28 protein-coding genes are annotated in these 25,482 nt (G+C 65.2%); 14 read left to right on the top strand and 14 right to left on the bottom strand.

Going from position 1 to position 25,482, the window contains the following annotated elements:
- Nucleotides 1-154 precede the first annotated feature (154 nt).
- The 5 genes from ABIA40_RS34300 to ABIA40_RS34280 all read right to left on the bottom strand — a co-directional run bounded on the left by ABIA40_RS34300 (nt 155) and on the right by ABIA40_RS34280 (nt 5,557).
- On the bottom strand, nt 155-1,816 hold the full coding sequence (locus ABIA40_RS34300; protein WP_404545652.1) for a thiamine pyrophosphate-binding protein: 1,662 nt from the start codon (nt 1,814-1,816) through the stop codon (nt 155-157).
- A gap of 252 nt (nt 1,817-2,068) precedes the next feature.
- Nucleotides 2,069-2,572: a GFA family protein gene (locus tag ABIA40_RS34295; RefSeq protein ID WP_404545650.1), complete on the bottom strand. Its 504-nt coding sequence runs from the start codon at nt 2,570-2,572 to the stop codon at nt 2,069-2,071.
- Between the two features lie 16 nt (nt 2,573-2,588).
- Nucleotides 2,589-2,744 carry a hypothetical protein gene (locus tag ABIA40_RS34290; protein ID WP_404545648.1) on the bottom strand — a complete coding sequence of 52 codons (156 nt, stop codon included), beginning with the start codon at nt 2,742-2,744 and terminating at the stop codon, nt 2,589-2,591.
- Between the two features lie 77 nt (nt 2,745-2,821).
- A complete protein-coding gene (locus tag ABIA40_RS34285) occupies nt 2,822-3,949 on the bottom strand; it encodes an alkene reductase (RefSeq protein ID WP_404545646.1) in 1,128 nt (375 codons plus the stop codon).
- Between the two features lie 111 nt (nt 3,950-4,060).
- Nucleotides 4,061-5,557, bottom strand: coding sequence for an aldehyde dehydrogenase family protein (locus ABIA40_RS34280; protein ID WP_404545644.1), 1,497 nt, complete (start codon nt 5,555-5,557; stop codon nt 4,061-4,063).
- Between the two features lie 181 nt (nt 5,558-5,738).
- On the opposite strand from ABIA40_RS34280, the gene ABIA40_RS34275 reads away from it, so the two are divergent.
- The 6 genes from ABIA40_RS34275 (at nt 5,739) to ABIA40_RS34250 (ending at nt 12,067) form a co-directional block, all read left to right on the top strand.
- A complete protein-coding gene (locus tag ABIA40_RS34275) occupies nt 5,739-6,584 on the top strand; it encodes an SDR family NAD(P)-dependent oxidoreductase (protein WP_404545642.1) in 846 nt (281 codons plus the stop codon).
- A 127-nt stretch (nt 6,585-6,711) separates the two neighbouring features.
- Complete coding sequence (locus ABIA40_RS34270) at nt 6,712-7,521, top strand: crotonase/enoyl-CoA hydratase family protein (RefSeq protein WP_404545640.1); 810 nt, start codon at nt 6,712-6,714, stop codon at nt 7,519-7,521.
- Nucleotides 7,522-7,531: 10 nt separating this feature from the next.
- Nucleotides 7,532-9,415: a feruloyl-CoA synthase gene (locus ABIA40_RS34265; protein WP_271545938.1), complete on the top strand. Its 1,884-nt coding sequence runs from the start codon at nt 7,532-7,534 to the stop codon at nt 9,413-9,415.
- 230 nt (nt 9,416-9,645) lie between these two features.
- A complete protein-coding gene (locus ABIA40_RS34260; RefSeq protein WP_404545638.1) occupies nt 9,646-10,407 on the top strand; it encodes an SDR family NAD(P)-dependent oxidoreductase in 762 nt (253 codons plus the stop codon).
- A gap of 10 nt (nt 10,408-10,417) precedes the next feature.
- Nucleotides 10,418-10,837, top strand: a complete 420-nt coding sequence (locus ABIA40_RS34255) for a thioesterase family protein (protein WP_157283120.1) — start codon at nt 10,418-10,420, stop codon at nt 10,835-10,837.
- Nucleotides 10,838-10,915: 78 nt separating this feature from the next.
- Nucleotides 10,916-12,067 carry an ABC transporter substrate-binding protein gene (locus ABIA40_RS34250; RefSeq protein WP_404545636.1) on the top strand — a complete coding sequence of 384 codons (1,152 nt, stop codon included), beginning with the start codon at nt 10,916-10,918 and terminating at the stop codon, nt 12,065-12,067.
- Nucleotides 12,068-12,215: 148 nt separating this feature from the next.
- On the opposite strand, the gene ABIA40_RS34245 is transcribed toward ABIA40_RS34250, so the two are convergent.
- Together ABIA40_RS34245 and ABIA40_RS34240 are read right to left on the bottom strand one after the other, a co-directional pair.
- Nucleotides 12,216-12,944, bottom strand: a complete 729-nt coding sequence (locus ABIA40_RS34245) for a glutathione S-transferase family protein (RefSeq protein ID WP_035997236.1) — start codon at nt 12,942-12,944, stop codon at nt 12,216-12,218.
- Between the two features lie 38 nt (nt 12,945-12,982).
- On the bottom strand, nt 12,983-13,258 hold the full coding sequence (locus ABIA40_RS34240) for a hypothetical protein (protein WP_035997233.1): 276 nt from the start codon (nt 13,256-13,258) through the stop codon (nt 12,983-12,985).
- Between the two features lie 113 nt (nt 13,259-13,371).
- On the opposite strand from ABIA40_RS34240, the gene ABIA40_RS34235 reads away from it, so the two are divergent.
- Nucleotides 13,372-14,070, top strand: coding sequence for a YafY family protein (locus ABIA40_RS34235; protein WP_025033709.1), 699 nt, complete (start codon nt 13,372-13,374; stop codon nt 14,068-14,070).
- Between the two features lie 5 nt (nt 14,071-14,075).
- Nucleotides 14,076-14,390 carry a YkgJ family cysteine cluster protein gene (locus tag ABIA40_RS34230; RefSeq protein ID WP_198399697.1) on the top strand — a complete coding sequence of 105 codons (315 nt, stop codon included), beginning with the start codon at nt 14,076-14,078 and terminating at the stop codon, nt 14,388-14,390.
- On the opposite strand, the gene ABIA40_RS34225 is transcribed toward ABIA40_RS34230, so the two are convergent.
- Both ABIA40_RS34225 and ABIA40_RS34220 read right to left on the bottom strand, forming a co-directional pair.
- Nucleotides 14,387-14,785 (bottom strand): hypothetical protein, encoded by a 399-nt coding sequence (locus ABIA40_RS34225; protein ID WP_035997226.1) that lies wholly within the window; start codon nt 14,783-14,785, stop codon nt 14,387-14,389. The genes ABIA40_RS34230 and ABIA40_RS34225 overlap by 4 nt on opposite strands.
- A gap of 308 nt (nt 14,786-15,093) precedes the next feature.
- Nucleotides 15,094-15,441 (bottom strand): DUF3307 domain-containing protein, encoded by a 348-nt coding sequence (locus ABIA40_RS34220; protein ID WP_050991738.1) that lies wholly within the window; start codon nt 15,439-15,441, stop codon nt 15,094-15,096.
- Between the two features lie 403 nt (nt 15,442-15,844).
- Here ABIA40_RS34220 and ABIA40_RS34215 point away from each other — a divergent pair, with 403 nt between their 5' ends.
- The 3 genes from ABIA40_RS34215 (at nt 15,845) to ABIA40_RS34205 (ending at nt 18,671) form a co-directional block, all read left to right on the top strand.
- Nucleotides 15,845-17,290 (top strand): TAXI family TRAP transporter solute-binding subunit, encoded by a 1,446-nt coding sequence (locus ABIA40_RS34215; RefSeq protein ID WP_404545634.1) that lies wholly within the window; start codon nt 15,845-15,847, stop codon nt 17,288-17,290.
- Nucleotides 17,291-17,543: 253 nt separating this feature from the next.
- Nucleotides 17,544-17,762 (top strand): hypothetical protein, encoded by a 219-nt coding sequence (locus ABIA40_RS34210; protein WP_018321417.1) that lies wholly within the window; start codon nt 17,544-17,546, stop codon nt 17,760-17,762.
- Between the two features lie 123 nt (nt 17,763-17,885).
- Nucleotides 17,886-18,671: an enoyl-CoA hydratase/isomerase family protein gene (locus ABIA40_RS34205; RefSeq protein WP_404545631.1), complete on the top strand. Its 786-nt coding sequence runs from the start codon at nt 17,886-17,888 to the stop codon at nt 18,669-18,671.
- A 7-nt stretch (nt 18,672-18,678) separates the two neighbouring features.
- On the opposite strand, the gene ABIA40_RS34200 is transcribed toward ABIA40_RS34205, so the two are convergent.
- Nucleotides 18,679-19,323: a glutathione S-transferase family protein gene (locus tag ABIA40_RS34200; protein WP_271545955.1), complete on the bottom strand. Its 645-nt coding sequence runs from the start codon at nt 19,321-19,323 to the stop codon at nt 18,679-18,681.
- 86 nt (nt 19,324-19,409) lie between these two features.
- On the opposite strand from ABIA40_RS34200, the gene ABIA40_RS34195 reads away from it, so the two are divergent.
- Together ABIA40_RS34195 and ABIA40_RS34190 are read left to right on the top strand one after the other, a co-directional pair.
- A complete protein-coding gene (locus tag ABIA40_RS34195) occupies nt 19,410-20,390 on the top strand; it encodes a YafY family protein (RefSeq protein WP_275497720.1) in 981 nt (326 codons plus the stop codon).
- A 137-nt stretch (nt 20,391-20,527) separates the two neighbouring features.
- Entirely contained in the window at nt 20,528-20,776 is a 249-nt protein-coding gene (locus tag ABIA40_RS34190; protein ID WP_028138614.1) for a hypothetical protein, read from the top strand.
- Nucleotides 20,777-20,832: 56 nt separating this feature from the next.
- On the opposite strand, the gene ABIA40_RS34185 is transcribed toward ABIA40_RS34190, so the two are convergent.
- From ABIA40_RS34185 to ABIA40_RS34175, 3 genes are all read right to left on the bottom strand, one after another.
- Complete coding sequence (locus ABIA40_RS34185; RefSeq protein ID WP_404545628.1) at nt 20,833-21,774, bottom strand: fatty acid desaturase; 942 nt, start codon at nt 21,772-21,774, stop codon at nt 20,833-20,835.
- Nucleotides 21,775-21,789: 15 nt separating this feature from the next.
- Complete coding sequence (locus ABIA40_RS34180; protein ID WP_404545626.1) at nt 21,790-22,806, bottom strand: alpha/beta fold hydrolase; 1,017 nt, start codon at nt 22,804-22,806, stop codon at nt 21,790-21,792.
- A gap of 147 nt (nt 22,807-22,953) precedes the next feature.
- Nucleotides 22,954-23,757, bottom strand: coding sequence for an MBL fold metallo-hydrolase (locus ABIA40_RS34175; protein ID WP_157283132.1), 804 nt, complete (start codon nt 23,755-23,757; stop codon nt 22,954-22,956).
- A gap of 186 nt (nt 23,758-23,943) precedes the next feature.
- Between ABIA40_RS34175 and ABIA40_RS34170 the strand changes: the two genes are divergently transcribed.
- Complete coding sequence (locus tag ABIA40_RS34170; protein WP_404545624.1) at nt 23,944-25,143, top strand: MFS transporter; 1,200 nt, start codon at nt 23,944-23,946, stop codon at nt 25,141-25,143.
- Here the strand turns inward: ABIA40_RS34170 and ABIA40_RS34165 are convergent.
- A complete protein-coding gene (locus tag ABIA40_RS34165; RefSeq protein ID WP_404545622.1) occupies nt 25,118-25,471 on the bottom strand; it encodes a hypothetical protein in 354 nt (117 codons plus the stop codon). The two genes, ABIA40_RS34170 and ABIA40_RS34165, sit on opposite strands and share 26 nt — an antisense overlap.
- Nucleotides 25,472-25,482 lie beyond the last annotated feature (11 nt).

The following is a 25,482-nucleotide window of genomic DNA, read 5'->3' as shown; positions in this document are numbered from 1 at the left end:
ATCGCGCCACAGGCAGGCTGTCGTCCCCGCGAAGGCGGGGACCCATAACCACAGGGAGTGGTTTGGCGAAGACTCGGGAGTTCGGTACGCCTACCAGCCGCAGTCGATAGATCACGCGGTATGGGTCCCCGCCTTCGCGGGGACGACAGCGGGGCTACACCTTCCCGTCCACCATCACCTCGATCAGCTTCGTCCCCGGCCGGCCAAACGCCGACGCCAGCGTTGCCTTGAGTTCGCTGACATCGCTGACCTTGATCGCCTCGCAGCCCAGCGCCTTCGCGACGCCGGCGAAATCCACGGGCGGATCGACGAAGTCCATGCCGACGTAATTGTCGTCGCCGTGGAAGGCGAGCAGGCGCTGCTTGATGATGCGATAGCCGCCGTTGTTGGCGATGACGACGTTGAGCGGCAGCTTGTGATGCGCCGCGGTCCAGAGCGACTGGATCGAGTACATCGCGCTGCCATCGCCGGAGAAGCACACGACGGGGCGATCGGGATTGGCAATGCTGGCGCCGACCGAGGCCGGCAGGCCCCAGCCGATGCCGCCGGAGGCGAGCCCGTGATAGCCGTAGCGGTCGCGATGCGGATACAGGGCCGGGATCTGGCGGCTGGAGGTGAGACCTTCATCGACCAGGATGGCGTTGTCAGGCATCGCCTCGACCATTTGCAGCACGAGGAAGTCCGGATCGATCGGTGTGCGGCCGGCACTCTTGCCGATCTGCTCGACCAGCGCCGCGCGGCGCGCGGTCCAGTTCTTCGGCGCGAGTTCGGCGAGACGCTGCTTAGCGCGGCTCGCGAGGGCTGCCCCGCCCATCTCCTTGAGTACCGGGATCAGCGCGCGCAGCGTTTCCTTCAGATCCGCCTTCAGTGCGATCTCGGCCCCGTAATTCTTGGCGATCTCCCAGTCGACGAGGCCGATCTGCACGATGCCGAGGCCCTCAGGCAGCGCGTCGACCTCGCTATAGACCGACATCCGCAAGGGATCACCGCCAAGCGCGATCAGGAGATCGTATGGCGCGAGCGTATCGCGGGCGACCTTCTGTACGCGCGCGAGCGTTCCGACGAAGCTCGGGCTTTCGGACAGAAAGTGCGAGCCGTACGGCGTCGAGGACTGATAGGCCGCAGCGCCGAGCAGCTCGGCGAGTTCAGCGGCCTCCTTCAGCGCATCGCTCTTGACCACCTCGTCCATGGTGACGATCACGGGACGCTCGGCCTTGAGCAGGCGTGCGGCAAAGGCCTTCAGCGCCTCGTCCGACGGTTTCGTGCGCGCATCGATGCGGGTGGAGCGACCGAGATCGATCCCCGCTTCGCTGTTGAGGATGTCGCCGGGCAGCGAGATGAACACTGGCCCGGTCGGCGGCGTCATCGCCACCTTGGCGGCACGGCGCACGATGCGCGGCAGGTCCTCCAGCCGTGTCACCTCGACCGCCCATTTCACCAGCGGCTCGGCCATGCGCACCAGCGGACCATAGAGCACCGGCTCCATCAGACCGTGGCCCTGCTCCTGCTGGCCTGCGGTCAGGATCATCGGCGTGCCCGTGAACTGGGCGTTGTAGAGCGAGCCCATGGCATTGCCAAGGCCGGGCGCGACGTGAACGTTGCAGGCGACGAGCTTGCCCGAAGCGCGGCTGTAGCCGTCGGCGATCGCGACCACCAGGCTCTCCTGCATCGCCATCACGTAAGTGAGATCGGGATGGTCCTTCAGCGCATGCATGATCGGCAGCTCGGTGGTTCCGGGATTGCCGAACAGATGCGTGATGCCCTCGTCCTTGAGCAGCGCGAGAAAGGCGGAGCGGCCGGTAATCTTGTTCTTCATGTTTCCTCCAGGAGCGGACCGTTGCCGCAAGGACCGAAAGCATGATGGCCGAGATGTTGGCAGAGGCGCAAGGAAGCGCGGTCATGGCTGCGTTGCGCTCGGCGGTTTCGTGTCCCGCACGCGTCGCCACGTGCAACGTTGCGGCGCTGAGCCGGGACCCAGTTGCTCACCCCATTCTCCGCTGCATGGGCCCCGGCTCAGCAGCGCACCACCGAAGAGGTGCTGCGCTGCGTCCGGGGCACGAGAGTTGAGCTACATCTCCTCCCGCCCCAGCTCGAACGGATCCTCGCCGCCTGGGCGCTTCTTCTTTTTCGAGCGCTGCCAGACGACGCCGGGAAAGCCCTTCAGCGGCACCAGGGGCTCGCCGGTATAGGCCCATTCCTGCAGCTCCTCGATGGCGATGTGATAGAGCGGCTGGCGGCCGGTGCGCTCGTTGAACAGGGCGCGGGGGATGTTGACCATGTGCGGCCCGCGCGGGCGCTCGTACATGATCGGCGTGCCGCAATGCGAGCAGAAGCTGCGCGCGGTCTTCGTCGCCTTGTCCTCGTAGCGGGTCAGCGCGGTCTTGCCCGAGGTGATGCGGAAGCGCTTCTTCCAGCTTCCGACATAGGTGGCGTAAGCCGCGCCATGGGCGCGCCGGCTGCCGGCGGAATGATCGTGCCAGGCCCAGCGCGCAGGCACGTCGATCTCGAAGGCGACCTTGCCGCAGAGGCATCGGCCCGTGGCGATCCCTGCGGCGGCTGCGGCTTTGGCCATGGACGTCTCTCCGTCGTCATTGCGAGCGCAGCGAAGCAATCCAGAGTGCCTCAGCGGAGAGATGCTGGATTGCTTTGCTGCGCTCGTAATGACGGAATCTGTGGTGGCGGTCGCGCAACAAATCAAGCTCGTCATTTCCGGGGCGATGCGAAGCATCGAGCCCGGAATCCATCCCACGTCCAGGCATGCGGCCCGATGGATTCCGGGCTCGCGACTTCGTCGCGCCCCGGAATGACCGAGAGAGAGCGCCTAAGCCGGCGTCAGCTCGTCATAGACCGGATAATCCGTGTACCCCTTCTCCTCGCCGCTGTAGAAGGTCGCGCGGTTGTACGGCGTGATCGGGTAGCCGTGCTCAAGACGACGCGGCAGATCCGGATTGGAGATGAAGATGCGGCCGAAGGCGATGATGTCGGCGTGGCCTTCCGCGATCGCCGCATTCGCGGTCTCGCCGGTGAAGCCGCCGGCCGTCATCAAGACGCCGCTGTAGAGCGGGCGGAACAGCACCATGGCGGACGGCACGTTCTGCCAATTGACCTCGGCGCGGCCGGCGCCGCTCGAGCGCGGCTCGATGAGATGCAGATAGGCGAGACCGAGCTTGTCAAGCGTCTTCACCACGTGCGTGTAGAGCGGCATCGGATCCGGCTCGCCGGAATCATTGGCGATGCCGTGGGGTGATAGCCGCACCGCGACGCGGTTGGCGCCCCAGACGTCGATCGCGGCCTGCGTGACCTCGAGCAGAAGGCGCGCACGGTTCTCGATTCCGCCGCCATATTGGTCCGTGCGCTGGTTGCTGCGCGATTGCAGGAATTGCTCGAGCAGATAGCCGTTGGCGCCATGGATCTCGACACCGTCGAAGCCGGCGGCGAGCGCATTCTTGGAACCCTGCCGGAATGCTTCCACGATGCCCTTGACCTCATCGGTCTCCAGCGCGCGTGGCGTCTCGTAGTCGGCGATCTTGCCGTCGGCCGTCATCGCTTTCATGCCTTCGGCCTTGATCGGAATTGCCGAGGCCGAAACCGGCAGCTCACCGCCATGGAAGGAGGAATGCGAGACGCGACCGACATGCCAGAGCTGGAGGAAGATGATGCCGCCCTTGACGTGCACGGCATCCGTCACCTCGCGCCAGCCTGCGACCTGCGCCTCCGAATAGATGCCTGGCGTCGCCGGGTTGCCGCGGCCGTGCGAGAGCACCGGCGAGGCTTCGGCGATGATCAAGCCGCCCTTCGTCGCGCGCTGGCCGTAATACTCGGCGTTGAGCGGCCGCGGTGCGAAAGTGTCGCGCTCGGCCCGCATGCGCGTCAACGGCGCCATCGCGACGCGATGCGCGAGCCTGTAGGGACCGACCTGCAACGGCCGAAACAACGCTTCGAATTTCATGCTGGCCTCAACTGGAGCTTGGTAAGATGACGATCATAGAGCGGGGGCGAAACCTGGAGAAGGCGCCGCCCCCACGAAGGAAACTCCTCCCCGCGAAACGCAGGAGGGACATTAGGCCGTCTTGATCCAGACGGCCTTCACGTTGAGATATTCCTCGACGTGCTGCTTGCCGGATTCGCGGCCGTAGCCGCTCATCTTGTAGCCGCCGAACGGCACCGCCGGGTCCATCGCCTGGTAGCAATTGACCCACACCGAGCCGGCACGCAAGCGTTTCGCCACCGCATGGGCCTTGCTGACGTCGCGCGTCCACAGGCCGGAGCCGAGGCCGAAGGTGGTGTTGTTGGCGCGCTTGACCAGCTCGTCCATGTCCTTGAACGCGATCGCGGAAATGACGGGGCCAAAAATCTCCTCCTGCGCGATGCGCATGTTGTCCTCGACACCCGCGAACACCGTCGGCGAGACGAAGAAGCCCTTCGACAGCGCGCCTTCGGTGACACGGCCGCCGCCGGCAAGCGCCTTCGCGCCTTCCTTCTGGCCGATGTCGAGATAGCCGGTGACGCGCTCGAGCTGCTGCTCGGAGACGAGCGGGCCGATCTGCACGTTGGGATCGAGGCCGTTGCCGACCTGCAGCTTCTTGCCGAACTCGGCGACGCGGCCGACGAACTCGTCGTAGATCGAGTGCTCGACAAACAGGCGCGTGCCGGCGCTGCAGATCTGCCCCGAATTGGCGAACACCGCCATCGCGGCACCCGGCACGGCGGCGTCGAGATCGGCATCGGCGAACACGATGTCCGGCGACTTGCCGCCGAGCTCGAGCGAGACGCGCTTGAGGTTGCCGGCGGAGGCACGGATGATCGACTGGCCCGTGACATGCGAGCCGGTGAACGCGACCTTGTCGACGTCGTGGTGCGAGGCGAGCGCCGCGCCCGCGGTCTCGCCATAGCCGGGAACGACGTTGATGACACCGGGCGGCACGCCCGCTTCCAGCGCGAGCTCAGCGATGCGCAGCGAGGTCAGCGGCGCTTCTTCGGCCGGCTTGAGCACCACGGTGCAGCCGGTCGCGATCGCCGGGCCGATCTTCCAGATCGTCGCGGTCAGCGGCCCGTTCCAGGGAATGATGGCGCCGACGACACCGACCGGCTCCTTCAGCGTGTAGGAGAATATCTCGCCGGGCAGCGAGTTCTCGATGGTCTCGCCATGAATCGCGGTGGTCTGGCCGGCGTAATAGCGCAGCATGCCGACGGCGCGCAGGCGGTAGGCACGGGTGCGGCTCAGCGGCGCGCCCATGTCGAGCGTGTCGAGCTGCGACAATTCGTCGAAATTCTTCTCGACGAGATCGGCGAGCTTCAGAAGCAGGTTCTGCCGCTCGAACGGCTTGACCTTGCTCCACGGACCTTCGAAAGAGCGGCGCGCGGCCGCGACCGCACGATCGATGTCTTCCTTGTCGCCTTCGGCGACGGTTGCGAGCAGCTCGCCAGTGGCGGGATTGCGGGTCTCGAAGCGCTTGCCCGAGGCTGCATCGACCCACTTGCCGTCGATCAGCATCTGCTTGTAGGACCCGTTGGCGAACGGATGGCGCGTGATCGGAATAGCCTGCGACACAGCCATGGCTGCACTCCCTGTCAGGTGATTGATTGGTTCGATCTGGGCGGGATCGTTTTGTCGAGGATACAGCCGCGCCTGATAGGCGTAAAGGCAGCGCGCAACGAAGACCTCCCATGCCGACTTGTGCAGGGTCGCACGGCTGCCATGCTATAGCTCGGCTGAAGGCTTTCCACGGAGACGCTCGATGTCACATCCCGCCATCGTCAAGGACAATGTTGCCGTGATCACGGGTGGCGCAGCCGGCATCGGATTTGCCGCCGCCGCGGCATTTGCGCGCGCTGGAATGAAGGTGTGTATCGCGGATGTCGACGAGACACGGTTGGCAGAAGCTGCAACAAGATTGTCATCCGTAACATCGGCCGCAAACGTCATGACCTCGGCCGTCGATGTTAGCAGGATCGAGAGCGTGACGGAACTCGAGCGCGCCGTCCACGCGCGGTTCGGCGGCACCGATGTCCTCATGAACAATGCCGGCATTCAGCCCGGCAGCACCTTGTTCGACGCGCCGGACAATTGGCAGCGCATCATCGCCGTCAACATGTGGGGCATCATCAACGGCTCGCGCATCTTCGCACCCAACATGATCGCCCGTGGCAGGCGCGGCCTCATCATCAACACCGGTTCCAAGCAGGGCATCACCACGCCGCCCGGCGATCCCGCCTACAACGTCTCCAAGGCCGGCGTGAAGGCGTTCACCGAGGCGCTCCAGCACGAGTTGCGCAACACGAAAGACTGTCGCGTCACGGCGCACCTCTTGATCCCCGGCTTCGTCTTCACCGGCCTGACCGCAAAGGGCCGCACCGAGAAGCCGGCCGGCGCCTGGACGCCGGAGCAGACGGTCGATTTCATGCTGGCGCGGCTGGAGGTCGGCGACTTCTACATTCTCTGCCCGGATAATGACGTGCCGCGCGCGCTCGACGAGAAGCGCATGCTCTGGGCGGCCGGCGATATCGTCGAGAACCGCCCGCCATTGTCGCGCTGGCATCCGGATTACGCCGATGCGTTCGCGAAGTTTGTGGCGCGTGAGTAGGCCTGCACCGCTCTCTCGCTCGTCCCCGGGTCTCACGGAGAGGGTGGGGTCACGGCCGCCTGGCCTTGCCCCACCTTGACTCCCCCAAAATTCGTTATACAACATAACTATTCTGACAAGGACGCAAATGACACAAGGAAACGCCGAGACCGCGAATGCGGGTCCCTCCGGGCTTTTGAGGATCGAGCGGGCGGACCGGGTTCTGACCGTGGGTCTGAACCGGCCGGCCAAGCGCAATGCGCTCAATGACGGCATCATCCTGGAAATCGGCGAGTGTTTTGCGAACCTGCCCGAGGATATCGGCGCGGTCGTCATCCACGGTATCGGCGACCATTTCTCCAGTGGTCTCGACCTCTCCGAGCTGACCGAGCACGACGCCACCGGCGGGCTCCTGCACTCCCAGATGTGGCACCGGGTGTTCGACCGCATCCAGTACAGCCGCGTGCCCGTGATCGCAGCGCTCCGGGGCGCCGTGATCGGCGGCGGGCTGGAGCTTGCCTGCGCGGCCCATATACGCGTCGCCGAGCCCTCGACCTATTTCGCGCTGCCGGAGGGGCAGCGCGGCATTTTCGTCGGCGGCGGCGGCTCGGTGCGGCTGCCGCGGCTGATCGGCGTTGCCCGGATGATGGACATGATGCTGACGGGACGCGTCTACAGCGCGACCGAGGGCGCGTCCTACGGCTTTGCGCAATATCTGACGGAGGCCGGCAACGGGCTCGGCAAAGCACTGGAGCTTGCGACCAAGGTGGCGTCCAACGCCCCGCTGACGAATTTCGCCGTGCTCCAGGCGCTGCCGATGATCGCAGAAACCAATCCGCAGACCGGCCTGTTGATGGAGTCGCTGATGGCCACCGTCGCGCAGAGCGACAAGGAGGCCAAGCGGCGGATCCGCGAATTCCTCGAGCACAAGACCGCGAAGGTGAAGCCCAAATCATGAGCGTAAAGTCATGAGCGCCCAGCCGTCCTCTTCCGGCATCGAGCGCGGCGCGAGCAATTTCCCGCTGCGGCCCATCTCGTTCGGTGATCCCGTCGTCAACATCGAGCGGCGCGACGACGGCACGATTTACCTGCGGCCAAAGCAGCCGCTCGGCGAATATCCGGTCCGCATCACCGACCGCCTGCATCATTGGGCCACGACGACGCCGGACCGCGTCTTCATGGCCGAGCGCGAAGGCGGCCGCGGCTGGCGCAAGATCACCTATGCCGAGCTGCTCACCGCGAGCCGGCACATCGCCTCCGCATTGATCCAGCGCGGCCTGTCGGCGGAGCGGCCGGTCGTCATCCTCTCGGGCAATTCGATCGACCACGCGCTCCTGGCGTTCGGCGCGTTCTATGCCGGCGTTCCGTTCTGCCCGGTGTCGCCGGCCTATTCGCTGGTGTCGAAGGATTACGGCAAGCTGTCCTATCTGATGAAGCTGCTGACGCCGGGCCTCGTCTTCGCCGACGATGCCGACAAGTTCGCCGATGCGCTCGCCGCCAACGTCTCGCTCGGCACCGAGATCGCCGCGTCCTATGGCCAAGTGCCGGGCCGCGACGTCACCCTGCTGGCCGACCTGATGGCGACGCCGATCCGTGGCGACCTCGACGATGTCCACGGCCGGATCGGCCCCGACACGATCGCAAAATTCCTGCTGACCTCGGGCTCGACCGGTAATCCCAAGGCCGTCATCAACACCCAGCGCATGATCTGCGCCAATCAGGTGATGCTGCGCGAGACGCTCGCTTTCCTGAAGGACGAGCCGCCAGTCATCATCGATTGGCTGCCGTGGAATCACACCTTCGGCGGCAATCACAACATCGGCCTGACGCTCTACAACGGCGGCTCGATGTATCTGGACGCCGGCAAGCCGGTGCCTGGGGGCATCGAGGAGACCGTGCGCAATCTCCGGGAAATTTCACCGACGGTCTATTTCAACGTGCCCAAGGGCTACGAATCGCTGCTGCCCTATCTGCGCGACGACCAGGGCTTGCGAGCCAAGTTCTTCGACCGGCTGCATGCGATGTTCTTCTCCGGCGCGGCGCTGTCGCCGTTCGTCTGGGACAGCCTCGACGAGCTCGCGGCGAAGGAGAAGGGCTATCGCGTGCCGATGCTGACCGGTCTCGGCGCGACCGAGACCGCGCCGTTCTTCATGTCGGTCAATCCGCGCACCAGCCGCTCCGGCCATGTCGGCCTGCCGGTCTCTGGCAACGACGCCAAGCTGGTGCCGAACAACGGCAAGCTGGAAGTGCGCGCCAAGGGGCCGAACGTGATGCCCGGCTACTGGCGCCAACCCGACATCACGGCAAAATCCTTCGACGAGGAAGGATTTTACAAGATGGGCGATGCGCTCAAGCCCGCCGATCCCGATGATTTCAACGCCGGCTTCGACTTCGACGGCCGCGTCAGCGAGGACTTCAAGCTCGCGAGCGGCACCTGGGTCAGCGTCGGCCCGCTGCGCGCGCGCCTCACCGCGGCCTGCGCGCCCCTGGTGCGCGACGTCGTCATCGCCGGCATCAACCGCGACGAGATCTCCGCGCTGGTCGTGCTCGATCTCGACGGCTGCCGGCTGATCAACCCGACACTGCCGCCCGACGATCTCATCGTCGCGACGCGCGACCGCCTGGTGCGCGAGGCTTTCCGCGAGCGCCTGACCCGTTTCCTCGGCCAGGCCACGGGATCCTCGACACGGATCACGCGCGCGATCCTGATGGACACGCCGCTCTCGATCGACAAGGGCGAAGTCACCGACAAGGGCTCGATCAACCAGCGCGCAGTGCTGGAGCATCGCGGCGAGCTGATCGAGGAGCTCTACGCTGCCAATCCGTCGAACCGTGTGATATCGGTCGGCTAACATGACAATGGGAGTGAACCAGTCGGCGCTTCCTTCACCTCGCCCCGCTTGCGGGGAGAGGTCGAATTTGCGCAACGCGCAAATTCGGGTGAGGGGGAGCCGCCGCGAGTCCCACTGCCACCGCATTCGCGGAAGCAAGCCCCTCACCCAAACCCTCTCCCCGTAAGAACGGGGAGAGGGAGCAGACCGGCCGATCCGGTCGCACCCAAGAACGGTCAAAGGAGAACGCCATGTTGTTGAAGGATCAGGCAGCCATCGTCACCGGCGGCGCATCGGGACTTGGTGCGGCCACCGCAAGAACGCTGGCGGCACAGGGCGCCAAGGTCGCTGTGTGCGACCTCAACACCAAGCTGGCCGAAACGGTCGCGGCAGAGATCAAGGGCGTGGCCGTCACCTGCGACGTCTCCGATGCCGCCTCCGCTGAAGCCGCGATCGCGCAGGCGACCAAGGCCCACGGCCCGGCGCGCGTGCTGGTCAATTGCGCCGGCATCGGCGTTGCCAAGCGCGTGGTCGGCCGCGACGGCCCGATGGCGCTTTCGGATTTCGACAAGGTGATCAAGGTCAACCTGATCGGCACCTTCAACATGCTGCGCCTCGCCGCCACCGAAATGTCCAAGCTGGAGCCGCAGACGACCGGCGAGCGCGGCGTCATCATCAACACCGCCTCCGTTGCCGCCTATGACGGCCAGATCGGCCAATCCGCCTATTCGGCCTCCAAGGGCGGCATCGTCGGCATGACGCTGCCGATCGCGCGCGAGCTCGCGCAGTTCGGCGTCCGCGTGCTGACGATCGCCCCCGGCCTGTTCCTGACGCCGCTGCTGGCGAACCTGCCGCAGGAGGCCCAGGACTCGCTCGCCGCCGCGATCCCCTTCCCGCGCCGGCTCGGACAAGCCGACGAGTTCGCAGCGCTCGCGCTGCACATGGTCGAGAATGCCTACCTGAACGGCGAGGTGGTGCGCCTCGACGGTTCGCTGCGCATGGCGCCCAAGTAAGGCAGCGCTCATGTTCGTGAACCGGCGCGAGGTCCAGATCCAGTGGGGCGATTGCGACCCCGCGAACATCGTCTACTACCCGCGCTATTTCGCGATGTTCGACGATTCGACCTCGACCCTGTTCGAAGCCGCCGGCTTCTCCAAGCAGGACCTGGTCCGCAAATACGGCCTGGTGGGCATTCCCATGGTCGATACGCGGGCCAAGTTCTACATCCCCTCGACCTATGGCGACTGGATCACCATTGAAACCAAGATCGAGAGCATCAAGCGCTCGAGCTTCGAGGTGAAGCACAACGTCTACAAGGGCGAGGCGCTCGCCATCGAGGGTTTCGAGACCCGCGTCCTGGTCGGCCGCGATCCCGTTAACCCAGACAAGTTGAAATCGGCACCGTTCCCGGCGGAAATGGTAGCCAAATTCACGGGAAGCTAAATCGCCGCATCACCAAAAGAGGGGGCTGAATTACCCCCCGATTTCTGCTTTCAAATAAACACGTCAAGGGAGGAATAGATGAAACGCTTTTATTTGACCGCTGCCATCACTGCGGCTGCGCTGGCCCTGCCGGCATTGCCCGCGCTGGCCCAGACCAGCGAAGTCACCATCGGCATCACCACCACCACGACCGGCCCGGGTGCGGCACTCGGCATTCCCGAGCGCAACGCGCTGGAATTCGTGCCGAAGGAGATCGGCGGCGTGCCGCTGAAGGTGATCGTGCTCGACGACGGCGGCGATCCCACCACCGCCACCACCAACGCCCGTCGCTTCGTCACCGAATCCAAGGCCGACATCATCATGGGCTCGGCGCTGACGCCGCCGACCATCGCGGTCTCCAATGTCGCCAACGAAGCCGGTATCCCGCACTTCGGTCTGGCACCCTTCCCGATCACGCCGGAGCGCATGAAGTGGTCGGTGGCGATGCCGCAGCCGATTCCGATCGTCGGCAAGGTGCTGTACGACCACATGAAGTCCAAGGGCGTGAAGACGCTCGGTTATATCGGCTATTCCGATTCCTACGGCGACCTCTGGTTCAACGACCTCAAGGCGCAGGCCGTGCCGATGGGAATGACGATCGTCGACGAGGAGCGCTTCGCCCGTCCCGACACTTCGGTGACCGGCCAGGTGCTGAAGCTCGTCGCCGCCAATCCCGACGCCGTCCTGGTCGGGGCGTCCGGCACCGCGGCCGCGCTGCCGCAGACCGAGCTGCGCGAGCGCGGCTACAAGGGCCTGATCTACCAGACCCACGGCGCGGCCAGCATGGACTTCATCCGCATTGCCGGCAAAGCGGCGGAAGGCGTGCTGATGGCCTCGGGTCCCGTCATGGCCCCCGAGGAACAGCCGGACAGCGCGCTGACCAAGAAGCCAGGCCTCGCGCTGAACTCCGCCTACGAGGCAAAGTACGGCCCCAACAGCCGCAGCCAGTTCGCCGGCCATTCCTTTGATGCGTTCGAGATCCTCAAGCGCGTCATTCCAGCGGCGTTGAAGACGGCCAAGCCCGGCACGCCGGAATTCCGCGAAGCCATCCGCCAGGCGCTGCTGACGGAGAAGGAGCTGGCGGCGAGCCAGGGCGTCTACAACTTCACCGAAAAGGACCGCTACGGCCTCGACGAGCGCTCGCGCATCCTGCTCACGGTGAAGGACGGCAAGTACACGCTGGTGAAGTAGGCGCGGCGAAGATTCGAGACGACGAGAGCCGGCCCGATGGGCCGGCTCTTTTGTTTGGTCAATGGGGCAAGCTGCGGCACCGGCCCAGGTGCGCCCCCTCTCCCGCAAGCGGGAGAGAGGTTGCACCGAGTCAGCCGATGCACCGCGGCTACGCCGCCTGCCGCAACGGGGTCCAGGCGAACTCGGGATAATAGTCGTCCATCATGCGGTCGACATAAGCGGTGAGGTTCGGAAATCCCTCGGCCCGCTCGCGCAAGGCGGATTCAAAGAACGGCGAGAGAACGCCGGCGAGCATGCCGAACGCAGTGGCATCGACGCCGCAGGGCCTGTTGCCCATCAGGTAGGCTTTGTCGCCGAGCTGCACCGAGAGCGCGAACAGCGAACGCACGGCAAGATCGACGTCGTCATCCGGCGCATGGCGGCCGAGTCCGGAGAGCAGGTAGTTCTCGGCGACGCGGAACTGCGCATCCTCGCGCAGCTTCTCGCGATTGTGCTCCGGCGCGCCGTCGAAGAAATGCGCGGGCCCCTTGGCGAAATTGACCGGATCGACCCAGCGCGCGCCCACCAGCGCCCAATACACATGGTGCTCGATCATGCGCTCGAACGCCCAGGCCTGCGCCCGCTCGGCCAAAGTGAGGCCGGCATCGAAATCGAAGCCATAGCGGCGCTCGATATGGGCCCGGATGAAGGTGGAATCGGCCACCGCCTCGCCGCCGTCGTCGATGAAGGGCAGCTGCCCCTTGGGCGAGGCCGGCGGCATCGCCCGCTCTTTCCGGTAAGGCAGTCCCGCCATCTTGAGCTGCACCTCGGTCTTGGTGACGAAGGGGCTGATTTCCGGCAGGCCGAAGCCGGCGCCAAAACCGTAAAGCGTGATCATGCAAGCTCTCCTGAACCTGTCGAACGAGTGGAAGGAACCTAGCGGCCGGCTGCTGCCACCATGGTGGCAGCAGCCGTGATATCTTCTGCGAAGCGGGCCCCGCGCCAGGCGCGGCCCATCAGATGGCGGACCAGCGCATCCGCGGCATGGTTCAGCGAGCGTGTCACCACGCTTGCGAGCGCAAATCGGAGATCAACGGCCATGAGATCAAGCGGAACGAGGCGGCCAAACGCCCAAGCCCGCAACATTTGGCCGTGCCACAGCTGCGCCCGCCACAGTGGACCGGCCTGGCCGAAATGGGTTGGAATGATCATGGACAAATCCTCTTCAGTCGATGTGTTGTCCCGGTATAGAACCCCCCTGCTGCCAACATCCTGTCAGCAGCCGCGCGCCGATTTCTGATCCATCGTTCGAGAAGAGAATTGTCATGAGACGCGCCGACCGGCTGTTTCAAATCATCCAGGTGCTGAGGCGCACGCGTAAGCCGCTGACGGCAGACGCGATCGCGGCCGAGCTCGAGACTTCGAAGCGCACCATCTACCGCGACATCGCAACACTGATCGGCCAGCGCGTGCCGATCCGCGGCGAAGCCGGCATGGGTTACATCCTGGAAAAGGGTTTCGACCTGCCGCCCCTGATGCTGACGCCGGACGAGATCGAGGCGGCCGTGCTGGGCGCGCAATGGGTCGCGGGCCACGCCGATTCCGCGCTGGCGCGCGCGGCCGAAGACTTGATGGCCAAGATCGCCGATACCGTCCCGGAGCGCCTGCGCCCCTTCGTGCTGGAGCCGGCGAGCCGGGCGCGTCCGAGCTGGAACCGGGAACCGGACCGCCTGGACATGGCGCGCACGCGCACCCAAATCCATGAAGGCAAGAAGATCATGCTGCGCTATCGCGACGAACAGGGCCGCCCCAGCGAGCGCATGATCTGGCCGATCTCGGTCGGCTATCTCGAAGCGGTGCGGCTGCTGGCGGCCTGGTGCGAGCTGCGCGGCGACTTCCGCAGCTTCCGCACCGACCGCGTGGTCGAGGCGACCTATCTCGACGAGAAATATCCTGAAAGGCGCGACGTTCTGCGCGCGAGATGGCGGCAAAGCCTGGTCTGGGGTCCGCCGAAGGACACGTGAGGACGATGGACGAGACCGAGCTGTCGAGCTGTTGCCAGGGCTGCGGCGCCTGCTGCGGCTATTCGCAGAACTGGCCGCGCTTCTCGATCGAGAGCGACGAGGAGCTTGCGCTGATCCCGGAGGCGCTCGTCAACGACCGGCAATCGGGCATGCGATGCGAGGGCGATCGCTGCGCGGCGTTGCAAGGCGAGATCGGAAAGATGACGGCCTGTGGCATCTATGACGTGCGGCCGGAGGTGTGCCGCACCTGCATGCCTGGTGACGCCGAATGCGCGATGGCGCGGCGGAAGTTCGGCCTGCCCGTTATCGAGGCCGCTTAGGCGGGGACGGCTTCGCCGATCTCGTCGTCGAGCTCGTCATCCAGCGGTGCGAGCACCGAGAGCGGCTTGGTCGACAGCGTGATCGGCTTGCGCCCACCCGTCAGCGACGTCGAAGCTTTCGCGGTGCCTTCGCGCGACAGCGCGAAGAGCGTCGAGCCGACGCGGCCGCCATTCTCGATCAGATCGCGCTCGCTGCAGCTCGCTGCGATCGCGACCGCCAGCGAGTGCAAATGGCTACGGCGGTAGCAGAACAGCGCCAGCCTGGCGCGCACGTCAGGGGAAACACTCTCAACCAGCCTCGGCAGGCCACTCTCGCTGGCGCGATACATCTCGCCAAGGAGCTCGTCGCGGACCGGGCAGAAATCGCTTTCAAAGGCGTCGCGGCTTGAAAACATTGCAGTTCTCCCTCGTGTGAGGAAGATGCAGCGCAATTCTCTAACGAAAGGTTAACCACGCTGCCCGGTAGTCACCCGGGGTAGTTGCGCGTCGGCCGCGAATCGGTGGGGCGCAGTGGGGACTCGGGGACTACCGCGCCGGCTGGGATAGCGGGGCACCGGCGTCTCCACTGCGTCATGGCCGGGCTTGTCCCGGCCATCCACGGACAGCCCAGATGCACGAAGAACGTGGATGCCCGGGACAAGCCCGGGCATGACGACCTCTAGTGCCGATGAAAAGTTGCCTCGCTCAAAAGGGCAGCCCGCCCTCAGTTCGCCGCCATGAAGATCGCGAGGCCGAAGCCGGTCAGGTGGTGCAGCGCCTGGTCGACGCCGATCAGCGTCCAGAACCAGGGATGGGCGAGGTCGACGCCGAAATTGGCGGAGACGTATCCCTTGGCGCGGTCGATCGTGATGTGGATCAGGAAGTCGATGAAGGCCACGAACCAGAATCGCGGCGCCACGATCACGATCAGCGGCAGCGCGACGGCAAGGTGGACCAGGCAGTGCACCAGGAGCGGCAGGGCCCAGCCATGCTTCTGATCCTTGCCGTGCGCCATCCAGGCGGTTTGAAGAACGAAATCGGCGATGACGTGCTTGAAGGTGAGCAGCAACATCCAGCCAATGAGCGCTTCAACCGGAATCGCCGATGACATGGGTGGAAACGACAAAGCTGACGCCCTCATTGACGTGACGAGAAGAATTGGAGCGTTCAGCGCAACTTCTTCTTGGACCGGTCAAGCGCCGGGACGCGCAATTTATGACATCTCCCGCGGCGGAATGCAGCCGGGTGGAACCGGAAAATCGCCAAGTGTGGCTAACCGGTGATAGGAGTGCCAATCGCCGCGGACATATCGAGTAAGGTTACCTCCGGCTCGAAATTTGCATTCCGCCGCCTTCGCGCTATCATCGGCGATCGGGAATATCGTTCTTTTTTCAGGCGTTTACGAATTACCGGGGCCCGCCGCGCTTCCAAGCCACGCGCCGCCGCCAGCCAAACGATAAGGCCAGAGTGCTGCCATGAGTACCGAAGGCCCCATCGCATCGCCGACCATGCCGCCGCCCCGGCGCCCCAAGGTGATCAAGACCAACCAGCAGCAGGTTCTCCTCTACGTCGTGCTGACCCTGCTGCTGTCGTTCGCCACTGTCTGGGCCGGCCGCACGCTGGTGCACAATTCGGAGACGCTGACCTTTGCCGTCGGCGGCCCCAACAGCGATGAGGCGCTGTTCGCGGCCAAGCTCGCCGCCCTCCTGAAGAACAACGCGTCGCGCTTGCGGATCAACATCGTCAACAACGCCGACAATGCCAAGGCGCTCGCGCAGTTCGACCGCAGGCAGGCCGACCTCGCCGTGCTGCGCACCGACGCCAAGGTGCCGCTGCGGGCGCGCACGCTCGCGATCCTCGAGCACGATCTCGTGCTCCTGCTCGGTCCCGGCAACAAGAAGATCAAATCGCTGGCCGAATTGAAGAAGAAGAAGGTGGCGGTCGTCGCCGAGAACGAATCCTCGCTCGCCTTCGTCCGCAGCATCCTCGACGTCCCCGATGGCCCTGAGGCTGCGAAGATCCAGATGGCGCCGCAGGGCGCGACGCTCGACAAGCTGTTCGCCCCGGCAAACGGCTTCAGCGCGGTGATCGCGATCGTCCACGCCTCGAAGGCAGTCCGGGACAAATCCTATGAGCAAGCCGCCAAACGCGGCGGCTTCACACTGAACACCATCGAAGAAGCCAAGACGCTGGCGCGCAAATTTCCCGGCATTTCCGACGAGACCGTAACGGCAGGCTCGGTGTCGACATCCCCGCAGATTCCCGACGACGATCTCGACACGATCGGTCTCGAATGGCTGCTGGTCGCGCAATCCCGGATATCCCCAAGCACGGCCGGCGAGCTCGCCCGCACCGTCTACGAGAATAAGTCGGCGCTCGGGCTCGACAACGGCTTTGCCACCAGGATCGAGCCGGCCTCGGTGGAGAAGGACGCCTTCGTGATCGCGCATCGGGGCGCCGCCGACTACATCAACGACGACACCAAGTCGTTCCTGGATAAGTACAGTGACGTGATGTATCTGGGCGTCGCCGCGCTCAGCATCATCGGCTCGATCTTCGCGGCGATCTACGCCAAGATCACGCGGATCGCGCCGGAGAAGGCCAGCGAGCTCTCCACCGCCATCCTGGATATCGGCGAGCGGATCGAGCACGCCCATTCGCTGGATCAGCTCGAATGTCTCCAGGATGAGCTCGAGACTATCTTGCGCGGTGCCGTCATCGGCCTCAGGGACGGCACGATCAGTACCGACGGGCTCGACACCTTCAAGCTCGGCTACGAATTCGTCCGTGACGAGATCGGCATGCGCCGCGACTATCTGAAACGTCATGCCGGCGAAGCCGACAAGACGGTACGCGATGCCGGCCCGGCTCCGTCGGACGACAGCAATGTCGTGGTGGTGAAGACCGCCCAGAGCGCCTGACCCCGCCGGATTGAGCACACCACCGTCCGTGTCCCGGACAAGCTGCAATGCACAAAGGCGTTGCAGCGCTGAGCCGGGACCCAGGAACCGGCGACAATATGCGTTGCCACATGGGCCCCGGCTCTGCGGCGCATCACTGCGTGCTGCGCTGCGTCCGGGGGACGACACCGAGGCCCGTCCGATCGCCAGCCGGCCGTCTGGAACCCTGCCCATCCGCAACCGTTGGTTTCCGGTTGCAACCGGAGAACGCGGCATGCGTGCACTCCTCATCATCCTCCTTCTGGGAATGCTGGCGGCGGCCGGCTACTTCGCCTATTCCGCAATGGCGGTCGAAGGTGAGCCGATCCCGACGGAAGGCTATGTGGCGCTGGCGCTGGGCGCGGGGTTCTCCGTCATCGTCGGCGTCGGGCTGATGGTGCTGCTGTTCTTCAGCAGCCGCCGCGGCTACGACGAACCGCCACATTTCAGGTAGGGCACCTCGCCAGGGACAGCGGCGTGGACGGCAGGCCCGGTGCAGCGGCGCGGCAAACGACCGGCGCCGTCGTTGACGGCCTCCGCCCGGGCGGGCACTTTGGCGCCGACAACGGAGATGAGAATGTCGGACACAGCCGACGCAGCTTCTAGCCCCCTGCTCGAAATCATCGGCGCCCGCGCCACCATCCGCCTCAACCGGCCCAAGCATCTCAACCGGCTCCAGGCCGAGGATCTCGACGAGCTGACGAGATTGTTCGGCCGGGTCGAGGCCGACCCTGCTATTCGCGTGCTGGTGCTGACGGGCACCGGGCGCGCCTTCTCCGCCGGCTACGATCTCAATTCAGTCGCGGAACGCGCGGTCAGCGCGAGCGAGCAGCAGAGCGCGGGCTCGGCCTTCGAGGCGGTGGTCAACCGGCTCGAGGATCTCGGCGTTCCCACGATCTGCCGGCTCAATGGCGGCGTCTATGGCGGCTCGACCGACCTCGCGCTCGCCTGCGATTTCCGCATCGGCGTCGATACCGCGGAAATGTTCATGCCGGCGGCGCGACTTGGGCTGCACTACTACCCGAGCGGCATCAAACGCTACGTGACTCGCCTCGGCATGGACAATGCGAAAAAGCTGTTCCTCACCGCGCAGAAGATCGACGCTCCGGAGATGCTGCGTATCGGCTATCTCACCGCGATGGTGCCGGTGGACTTGCTGGATCAGGAGGTCGACAAGCTCGCTGCGATCCTCGCCGGCAACGCCCCGGAGGCGATGCGCGGCATGAAGCGGGCGATCAACGAGTTCGCCCGCGGCGAGCTCGAGGAGGACGCCGCCGATCAGCGCCACCGCGACAGCATGCGCGGCGACGAGATCAAGGAAGGCATCAAGGCGTTCGCCGAGAAGCGGGCACCGCGATTTTGACGCCCTCTCATCCACCCGCCGCGGCGGCATGCTGCGCCGCCATCTCCGCATCTGCGGCATTGATGCGCTGGAACGCCGGCCGCGCCGTCATGCGCTCCGCATAGCGGACGAAGACATCCTTCTTCGGCACGATGCCGAACATCATGGTCCAGCTGAAGGCGACGCCCCACAATACGTCGGCCGCCGTCATGCGCTCGCCGAGCAGATAGGGCCCGTTCGCCAGCTGGGCCTCGAGCGCACCCAGCATCGTATCGTAATCGGCATAGGGCGATTGCGTGATCGGCGCCGGCTCTCGCTGCATGAACTTGTCGATCAAGGCCGGCTCGAACGACGACCCATAATAGGCGATCCAGCGCAGATAAGGCCCGCGCAGCGGATCGTTCAGGGCGGGGGTCAGCCCCGCTTGCGGGAACAGGTCGGCGAGATAGATGGTGATCGCGACCTGCTCGGTCACCAGCGCCTCGCCGTGGCGAATCGCCGGCACCTTGCCCAGCGGGTTGACGGCGAGATAAGCGGGCTTGCGCTGCTCGCCGGCCTTCATGTTGAGGACATGGAGATCGTAAGGAGCCCCCAGCTCCTCCAGCAGCATCCGCGTGCCGGTGGCCCGCGACTGCGGCGAATAGAACAGGGTGATGCGGTTCGGATCGGTCATGGCAATCTCCATCTGGCCGGCTGGCGATGGCGCCGCTTGTAGCGGACCATACCTGACATCCTCTGTCAGGTATGGTCTAAGGGATCATGCGCGCGAGCCGAATGATGTCGATTCTCACCACCCTTCAGGCCAGGGGGATGGTTACCGCTCCCGAGCTCGCGGCGGCCTGTGAGGTCTCGGTGCGCACGATCTATCGCGACATCGACGCGCTCGCGGCGTCCGGCGTTCCCGTTTACGCCGACCGCGGCGCGGAAGGCGGCTATCGCCTGCTCGACGGCTATCGCGTGCGACTGAACGGGCTGTCGCAGAGCGAGGCGGGCGCGTTGTTCCTGGCAGGATTGCCGGGCCCGGCCGCCGCGCTCGGGCTCGATGCCGCGATGATCGCCGCCCAAAACAAGCTGATGGCGGCACTGCCTCCGAATTTGCGCGAGGATGCCGGGCGGATGCAGGAGCGTTTCCACCTGGACGCGCCCGGCTGGTTCGGCGAAGCGGAAGACCCGAAGCACCTGCGCACCATCGCCGGCGCCGTACTGCGCGGGACGCTGATCAGGATTCGGTACCAGAGCTGGCGTGCTGAGAAGCAGCGCCGCGTCGCGCCGCTCGGCCTCGTGCTGAAGGGCGGCAGCTGGTATCTCGCAGGACAAGTCGACGCCAGCGTGCGTACCTATCGCGTCGCACGCGTGCTCGACTGCACAGCCCTTGGCGACCGCTTCGATCGTCCCGCCGGCTTCGACCTCGCCGCCCATTGGCGGGCCGCGACGCTGCGGCTCGAAGCGGAGATGCATCCCAATGTCGCGATCGTCCGGCTGTCGCCGTTCGGCGTGAAGCTGCTCGGCGCGCTGAGCCAGCCCTATGTCAAGGCACGCACGCAGCTCGAGGAGACAACCGATGCAGACGGCTGGCGCATTGCGCGCGTGCCGGTCGGAAAGACATCGTGGCATGCCGCGGCCGAACTGCTGCGACTCGGCCCGGAAGCCGAAGTCCTTGAACCGGCCGATCTCCGCGACAAGATGGCCGAGCTGACGCAGGCGATGGCCGCGCGGTATCGCGCGGCGCAGAAAGCCTGATCGCGGCGCATTCTGCCGCAGCCGACGAAACATTCCTGAAACACGATTCTTCCCGCTTGCCATGAACGCGATCGCGTCTCGTCTCGACGGAAATGCAGGGACGCAACAATGGCCCTAGCGCCGAATGGAGAATGAAGATGTTTCGTAAGCTTGCACTTGGTCTGATCGCCGCCGGCTCGCTCGGCGTTGCCGCTCTCGCCCCCACCGCGGCCTCGGCCGGCGGCTTCCATCACCATCATGGTCATCACCACTGGGGTCCCGGCTGGGGCTTTGGCGGTATCTACCTCAACACCGGCGTCAGCAATTGCTATCAGGAGCGCCTGGTCCGGACCCGTCACGGCCTGCGCGTGCGCGTCGTGAACGTCTGCGCCTACGGGATCTACTGATATCTCGATATCCCGACAAAGCTCCGGTCGCATCGCGGCCGGAGTTTTGCGCTGAGCTAGCCGGCCTGCCGCTGCCGGCGAAACCAAGCCCAGGTCTCGCGCGTCGTTCTGATGTAACCGCGGCCGCGATGGACGATCTCGCCGTCGACAATCGCGTTCAGCTTCGGCAGGGCGTGAAAGGGGATCGAGGGATAAGCGTGGTGCTCGACATGATACGGCATGTTCCACGCGAACCATTTGACGATAGCACCGGTGTAAGTCGTGCGGGTGTTCTGAAAGGCGCTGCGGGTGCGGTCGCAACCGGTATGCTCGGCGTAAAGATAGGGCCGCAGGAAGAACTGCCCGATCACGAGCGGCACGATCCAGACCCAGAGCAGCAGCGCTGAAGAGAACCACAGCGACAGCGCCAGCAGCAGGGCGTAGAGCGCGACATAGGCGCGCGCCTCGGCCACGATGGTGCTGCGCTTGCTCTCGGGAATCCATGGCACGACGACCTTGCTGGTGATCGCGTGGCCGAGCATCAGCCGCAGACGGCCGGCGACCTGGAGCAGGCCGCTATAGGCGAGCGCAAGCTGGGTGTCGGACGTCGGCTTCACGCCAACGATCAGCTCGGGATCCTTTTCGGGGTCCTGCGTGTAGCGATGATGGTCCCAGTGAAACAGGCAGTAATATTCGTAAGGCAGCCCGATGATGAACGCCGAGAGATAGCCGACGCCGAGATTGAGGCCCCGGCTCCTGAACGCCGTCTTGTGCGCGGTCTCGTGCACCGCCATGAACAGGAAGGCGACGACATAGCCCTGCACCACCATCAGCGGCAGCGCCCAGAGCGCGCCCCAGCTCGACCAAACCTTCCAGATCAGCGCGCCCACCAGCACGATCACGCCGTAATGGCCGAGGCTCTGCACCGCACCTCTGATGTTGGAGCGAACCGACAATTCGCGCAGCGTGGTGGGTGTCAGGGGCTTCAGGCGATGGCCGGCGTCCGTTGCGTCGCTCATGATCGATTGCGTGCCCTACTTGCGGAGAAGCTCGGCGATCTCGGCCTTGATGAAGGCCTGGTCGCGGGGATTGTTGATGGGATTGCCGGCGCGGTGGCCATGCAGCGATGGGATCGGATGCAGCACCGCCGATCTCGCGTTGACGAGCTTGCCGAGCTCGTCCTCGTTGTCGTGCACGTCGAAATAGCGGTCGGTCGCGCCCGGCATCAGCAGCATGTGTGCCTTGATCGCCGCCAGCGCGCGATCGAGATCACCGGCGAATGCCACACACCGGCTAATGTCGCCACGCTGCCAGATGCCGATCTGCGCCAGGAGATCGTTGGCATCGCGCCGCGCGAAGGTCGCATCCCAGGCGCGGGCGAGATAATCCTCGAGTGAAGTGAAGCCGGCCTCGCGCCAGAGCTCGTCGCGATAGAAGCCGTGCGACATCGCCCAGCCGGCATAGACGCGTCCCATGGCGCGGTAGCCGGCGACGGGTTTTTCGAGGAAGCGGCCGTCGCGGAAGGCGGGATCGGCCGTGAGCGCGGCCTTCACGCTTTCAAGGAAGACGTAGTTATAGGGCGCGCAGCGGGCGCTGCCGCAAACGACGGCGGCGCGCTCGACCATGTCGGGATGCAGCGCCGACCAGTGATAGGCCTGCATGCCGCCCATCGACCAGCCATAGACCAGCGCAAGCTTCGAGATGCCGAAGCGTTCGGTGAGCAGCCGGTGCTGGACCGCGATGGCATCGTGATAGCTCACCTCCGGGAAGGGCGCGGGCGTGTTCGAGGGCGAAGACGATAGGCCGTTGCCGAACAGGTTCGGGATGATGATGAAGTAGCGCGTGGGATCGAGCACGCCGTCGGGGCCGATCAGCCATTCAATGTCGGTATGCTGCGCGCTGAACGAGGTCGGATAGAGGATGACGTTGTCCCTGGCCGGGCTCAGCGTGCCGTAGGTCTTGTAGGCGAGCTTCAGGGAGGGAAAGACGGTCCCGGATTGGAGCGCGACGTCGCTAGCCTCGAAGATCTCGTCATCGCGCTGCACCGTCATGCACTCAGCTCCCGCTCGCGGAGGCCTTCTCGGCGTCCGCAATGCATCGATCATGCCGGCCCTTGGCCAGATGCTTCGATTGGCCTATATTGTACTTCTAGTACAGTTATTAGAGACCGGCAAGACAAATCCGATCCGCAGCCCGGCTCAGGCGATGGCCGCGAGATAGCGCGCGACCGACGCAGCAAACGCCGCCTTGGCACCGCCGGCGATGTTGCGGCCCCACCAGGCGCCGTAGATCCGGTCGAAGGCGAGCGGCTCGACAGCCGACGCGATCCGCCGTACCGCAGCGGCGTTGAGCGGCATGTAGTTCGGGTAGGAATACATAAAGCTGACGAAGCGCCGGTCCATCGTCACCTGCGCGATATCTCCCGTGAGCAGCGCGCCCTTGCCGTCCGCACCACGCGCATAATGCAGCACGGTGGCGCCGGCGAAGTGGCCGCCGGTGCGCAGCAGCAGCACGTCGTCGGAGAGGCGATGGCTTTCGCCGGTCCAGTGCACGATCGCCGGGTGAGGTCGCGTGACGAAGGCGCGATCGTCGGCATGCAGATAGACCGGCACGCCACCGAACCTATCGCTCCAGTCGGCGGCCGCGCCATAATAATGCGGATGCGAGATCGCAATGGCCTTGAGGCCGCCGAGCGCTGCGATGTGATGGATGGCCTCGTCGCTCGCGAGTGGAATGCAGTCCCACATCAAGCAGCCGCCGCCGTCGGGCACCAGCAGCGCGCGCTGCCCGATGGCAAAGCTCGGCTCCATGCCGATTCCGGTCAGGCCGAGATCGTCGCGCCCCACCAGTCGGTGCTTGCGCGCGAGCTCCTCGCGCGTGAGGAAGGCTTGACCGTCCCAGCCGACGAACTGGCGCTCGTCCTCGCAGATCGGACAGGCCGCAGGGGGATTCCCGCTATCCGGGAATTGAGCGCCGCAGGTTGCGCAGGTCCAGAGGGGCATCGCGCTGATCCATCGTGAGTCCATTCTTGCAAGACATGACGTCGCGCGCGCCGGATCGCAAGAGCAACCGGAACCAACGCCATGAGAGCAGGTTAAGTTCTGGTCCGCCCCGGGCGCCCGCAGCGCCCGCCGAGCCCGTCTCATGCGAGATCCGATTCGATCGGCAGCATCAAGTTCAGCGTCTCGATGACATCGCGCCCTTCAACGTCTCGCATCTGGCCCCTGTTCGCGCTCAATTTCTTCATGGCCGACATGCAGTCGGGCATCGGGCCGTTCGTCGGGGTCTTCCTTCAGGAACGCGGCTGGGCGACCGGCCTGATCGGCACGGCAATGACGATCGGCAACGTCGCGGGCATGCTGGTCACGACTCCGATCGGCGGCTTCATCGATTCCAGCCGCAACAAGCGGCTGTGGGTGATCATTCCCGGCATCTGCGTCGTTTCGGCGTCCGCAATCATCCTGATCTCGCAAAACTTCTGGGCGGTGACGTTCTCGCAAGTCGCGCAATCGCTGGCGAGCGCCGCAATCGTGCCGGCCGTCACGGGCATCACGCTCGGTATCGCCAAGCAGAAGGGCTTCAATGCGCTCAATGGCCGCAACCAGGCGTACAACCACGCCGGCAACATGGTCGGAGCCGCGCTCTCAGGCTATCTCGGCTACAAGTATGGCTATTTTGCCGTGTTCGCGCTGGCGGCCTTGTTCGGCGCCATCGCGATCGCTTGCGTGCTGATGATTCCAGCCAAGGCGATCGACGACCGCGCCGCGCGCGGCAGCAAGGAGGACGATTCCAAGGCGCCGCCGGATGCGATGACGATGCTGCTGAAGCACAAGGCGTTGCTCGTGCTTGCTCTCGCCCTCGCGCTGTTCCACCTCGGCAATGCCGCGATCGTGCCGCTGTACGGACTTGCCGCGGTCGCCGAGGGACAGGCCAACGGCCCGAGCTTCGTCGCAACGACCGTGGTGATCGCACAGGGCGTGATGATCGTGACCTCGCTGATCGCGATGACGGCCGCGAGCAAGCGCAATTACTGGCCGGTGATCCTGGTGTCTTTCATGTTCTTGCCGGTCCGCGGCGTGCTCGCGTTCTTCGTCACGGGATGGTGGGGCGTGGTGCCGATGCAGGTGCTCGACGGCATCGGCACCGGACTGCAAACGGTCGCCGTCCCCGGCATGGTCGCGCGCTCGCTCAACGGCACCGGCCGCATCAATCTCGGCCAGGGCGCCGTGATCACCGTGCAGGGTATCGGCGCGAGCCTCAGTCCCGCTCTCGGCGGCTGGATCGCGCAATGGATCGGCTATGGGCCGACCTTCCTGCTGCTCGGCGGCTTTGGCCTGGCGTCGATCGCGCTGTGGCTGGCCTTCAGTGCGGCGGTGAAGAAGTATTGAGGTTCTCCGGCGCCTGGCGGTCGCGGCGCAAAGTGCTCGATTTGCCCAATAAGCAGGCTGCGGCACCTCGTCGCTGGCTCAGCGCGTAGGTGCGAGTGGTTTTTCGCGCAATCTGGCGCTTTTCCAGTTGCCGCATCCCCGGCGCGCCGACGAAAGTGCGGACCGCAATGAATCGGCAATAGGCGTTCCGGCGATCGATGACCCAGCCGCAGCTCTCATTCGATGGCGACCCGCGCCGAACGGTGCGGCCTATGAGCAATGGCGCGAGCAGTTTTGCCGTCAGGTAGCGAACGTCGATTTCGTGCCGGTTGGTGAAGGGCGCGTTCACCGAACCATTGC

Origin of the sequence: Bradyrhizobium sp. USDA 223 (genome assembly GCF_044909005.1) — a bacterium.
Lineage (GTDB): Bacteria > Pseudomonadota > Alphaproteobacteria > Rhizobiales > Xanthobacteraceae > Bradyrhizobium > Bradyrhizobium yuanmingense.
The sequence above is the reverse complement of the archived record's forward strand: the minus strand, read 5'-3'. Positions and strand labels throughout refer to the sequence as shown.

Bases quoted from the DNA above. Each gene is read 5' to 3' on its own strand.
- ABIA40_RS34270 (WP_404545640.1), top strand. From the start codon at position 6,712: ATGACACAAGGAAACGCCGAGACCGCGAATGCGGGTCCCTCCGGGCTT.
- ABIA40_RS34175 (WP_157283132.1), bottom strand. From the start codon at position 23,757: ATGCCCCTCTGGACCTGCGCAACCTGCGGCGCTCAATTCCCGGATAGC.
- ABIA40_RS34210 (WP_018321417.1), top strand. From the start codon at position 17,544: ATGCGTGCACTCCTCATCATCCTCCTTCTGGGAATGCTGGCGGCGGCC.
- ABIA40_RS34245 (WP_035997236.1), bottom strand. From the start codon at position 12,944: ATGATCACGCTTTACGGTTTTGGCGCCGGCTTCGGCCTGCCGGAAATC.
- ABIA40_RS34290 (WP_404545648.1), bottom strand. From the start codon at position 2,744: ATGGATTCCGGGCTCGATGCTTCGCATCGCCCCGGAAATGACGAGCTT.
- ABIA40_RS34230 (WP_198399697.1), top strand. From the start codon at position 14,076: ATGGACGAGACCGAGCTGTCGAGCTGTTGCCAGGGCTGCGGCGCCTGC.
- ABIA40_RS34265 (WP_271545938.1), top strand. From the start codon at position 7,532: ATGAGCGCCCAGCCGTCCTCTTCCGGCATCGAGCGCGGCGCGAGCAAT.
- ABIA40_RS34215 (WP_404545634.1), top strand. From the start codon at position 15,845: ATGAGTACCGAAGGCCCCATCGCATCGCCGACCATGCCGCCGCCCCGG.
- ABIA40_RS34220 (WP_050991738.1), bottom strand. From the start codon at position 15,441: ATGTTGCTGCTCACCTTCAAGCACGTCATCGCCGATTTCGTTCTTCAA.
- ABIA40_RS34185 (WP_404545628.1), bottom strand. From the start codon at position 21,774: ATGAGCGACGCAACGGACGCCGGCCATCGCCTGAAGCCCCTGACACCC.
- ABIA40_RS34275 (WP_404545642.1), top strand. From the start codon at position 5,739: ATGTCACATCCCGCCATCGTCAAGGACAATGTTGCCGTGATCACGGGT.
- ABIA40_RS34170 (WP_404545624.1), top strand. From the start codon at position 23,944: ATGACATCGCGCCCTTCAACGTCTCGCATCTGGCCCCTGTTCGCGCTC.
- ABIA40_RS34300 (WP_404545652.1), bottom strand. From the start codon at position 1,816: ATGAAGAACAAGATTACCGGCCGCTCCGCCTTTCTCGCGCTGCTCAAG.
- ABIA40_RS34195 (WP_275497720.1), top strand. From the start codon at position 19,410: ATGCGCGCGAGCCGAATGATGTCGATTCTCACCACCCTTCAGGCCAGG.
- ABIA40_RS34190 (WP_028138614.1), top strand. From the start codon at position 20,528: ATGTTTCGTAAGCTTGCACTTGGTCTGATCGCCGCCGGCTCGCTCGGC.
- ABIA40_RS34280 (WP_404545644.1), bottom strand. From the start codon at position 5,557: ATGGCTGTGTCGCAGGCTATTCCGATCACGCGCCATCCGTTCGCCAAC.
- ABIA40_RS34235 (WP_025033709.1), top strand. From the start codon at position 13,372: ATGAGACGCGCCGACCGGCTGTTTCAAATCATCCAGGTGCTGAGGCGC.
- ABIA40_RS34250 (WP_404545636.1), top strand. From the start codon at position 10,916: ATGAAACGCTTTTATTTGACCGCTGCCATCACTGCGGCTGCGCTGGCC.
- ABIA40_RS34255 (WP_157283120.1), top strand. From the start codon at position 10,418: ATGTTCGTGAACCGGCGCGAGGTCCAGATCCAGTGGGGCGATTGCGAC.
- ABIA40_RS34180 (WP_404545626.1), bottom strand. From the start codon at position 22,806: ATGACGGTGCAGCGCGATGACGAGATCTTCGAGGCTAGCGACGTCGCG.
- ABIA40_RS34260 (WP_404545638.1), top strand. From the start codon at position 9,646: ATGTTGTTGAAGGATCAGGCAGCCATCGTCACCGGCGGCGCATCGGGA.
- ABIA40_RS34205 (WP_404545631.1), top strand. From the start codon at position 17,886: ATGTCGGACACAGCCGACGCAGCTTCTAGCCCCCTGCTCGAAATCATC.
- ABIA40_RS34240 (WP_035997233.1), bottom strand. From the start codon at position 13,258: ATGATCATTCCAACCCATTTCGGCCAGGCCGGTCCACTGTGGCGGGCG.
- ABIA40_RS34295 (WP_404545650.1), bottom strand. From the start codon at position 2,572: ATGGCCAAAGCCGCAGCCGCCGCAGGGATCGCCACGGGCCGATGCCTC.
- ABIA40_RS34285 (WP_404545646.1), bottom strand. From the start codon at position 3,949: ATGAAATTCGAAGCGTTGTTTCGGCCGTTGCAGGTCGGTCCCTACAGG.
- ABIA40_RS34225 (WP_035997226.1), bottom strand. From the start codon at position 14,785: ATGTTTTCAAGCCGCGACGCCTTTGAAAGCGATTTCTGCCCGGTCCGC.
- ABIA40_RS34200 (WP_271545955.1), bottom strand. From the start codon at position 19,323: ATGACCGATCCGAACCGCATCACCCTGTTCTATTCGCCGCAGTCGCGG.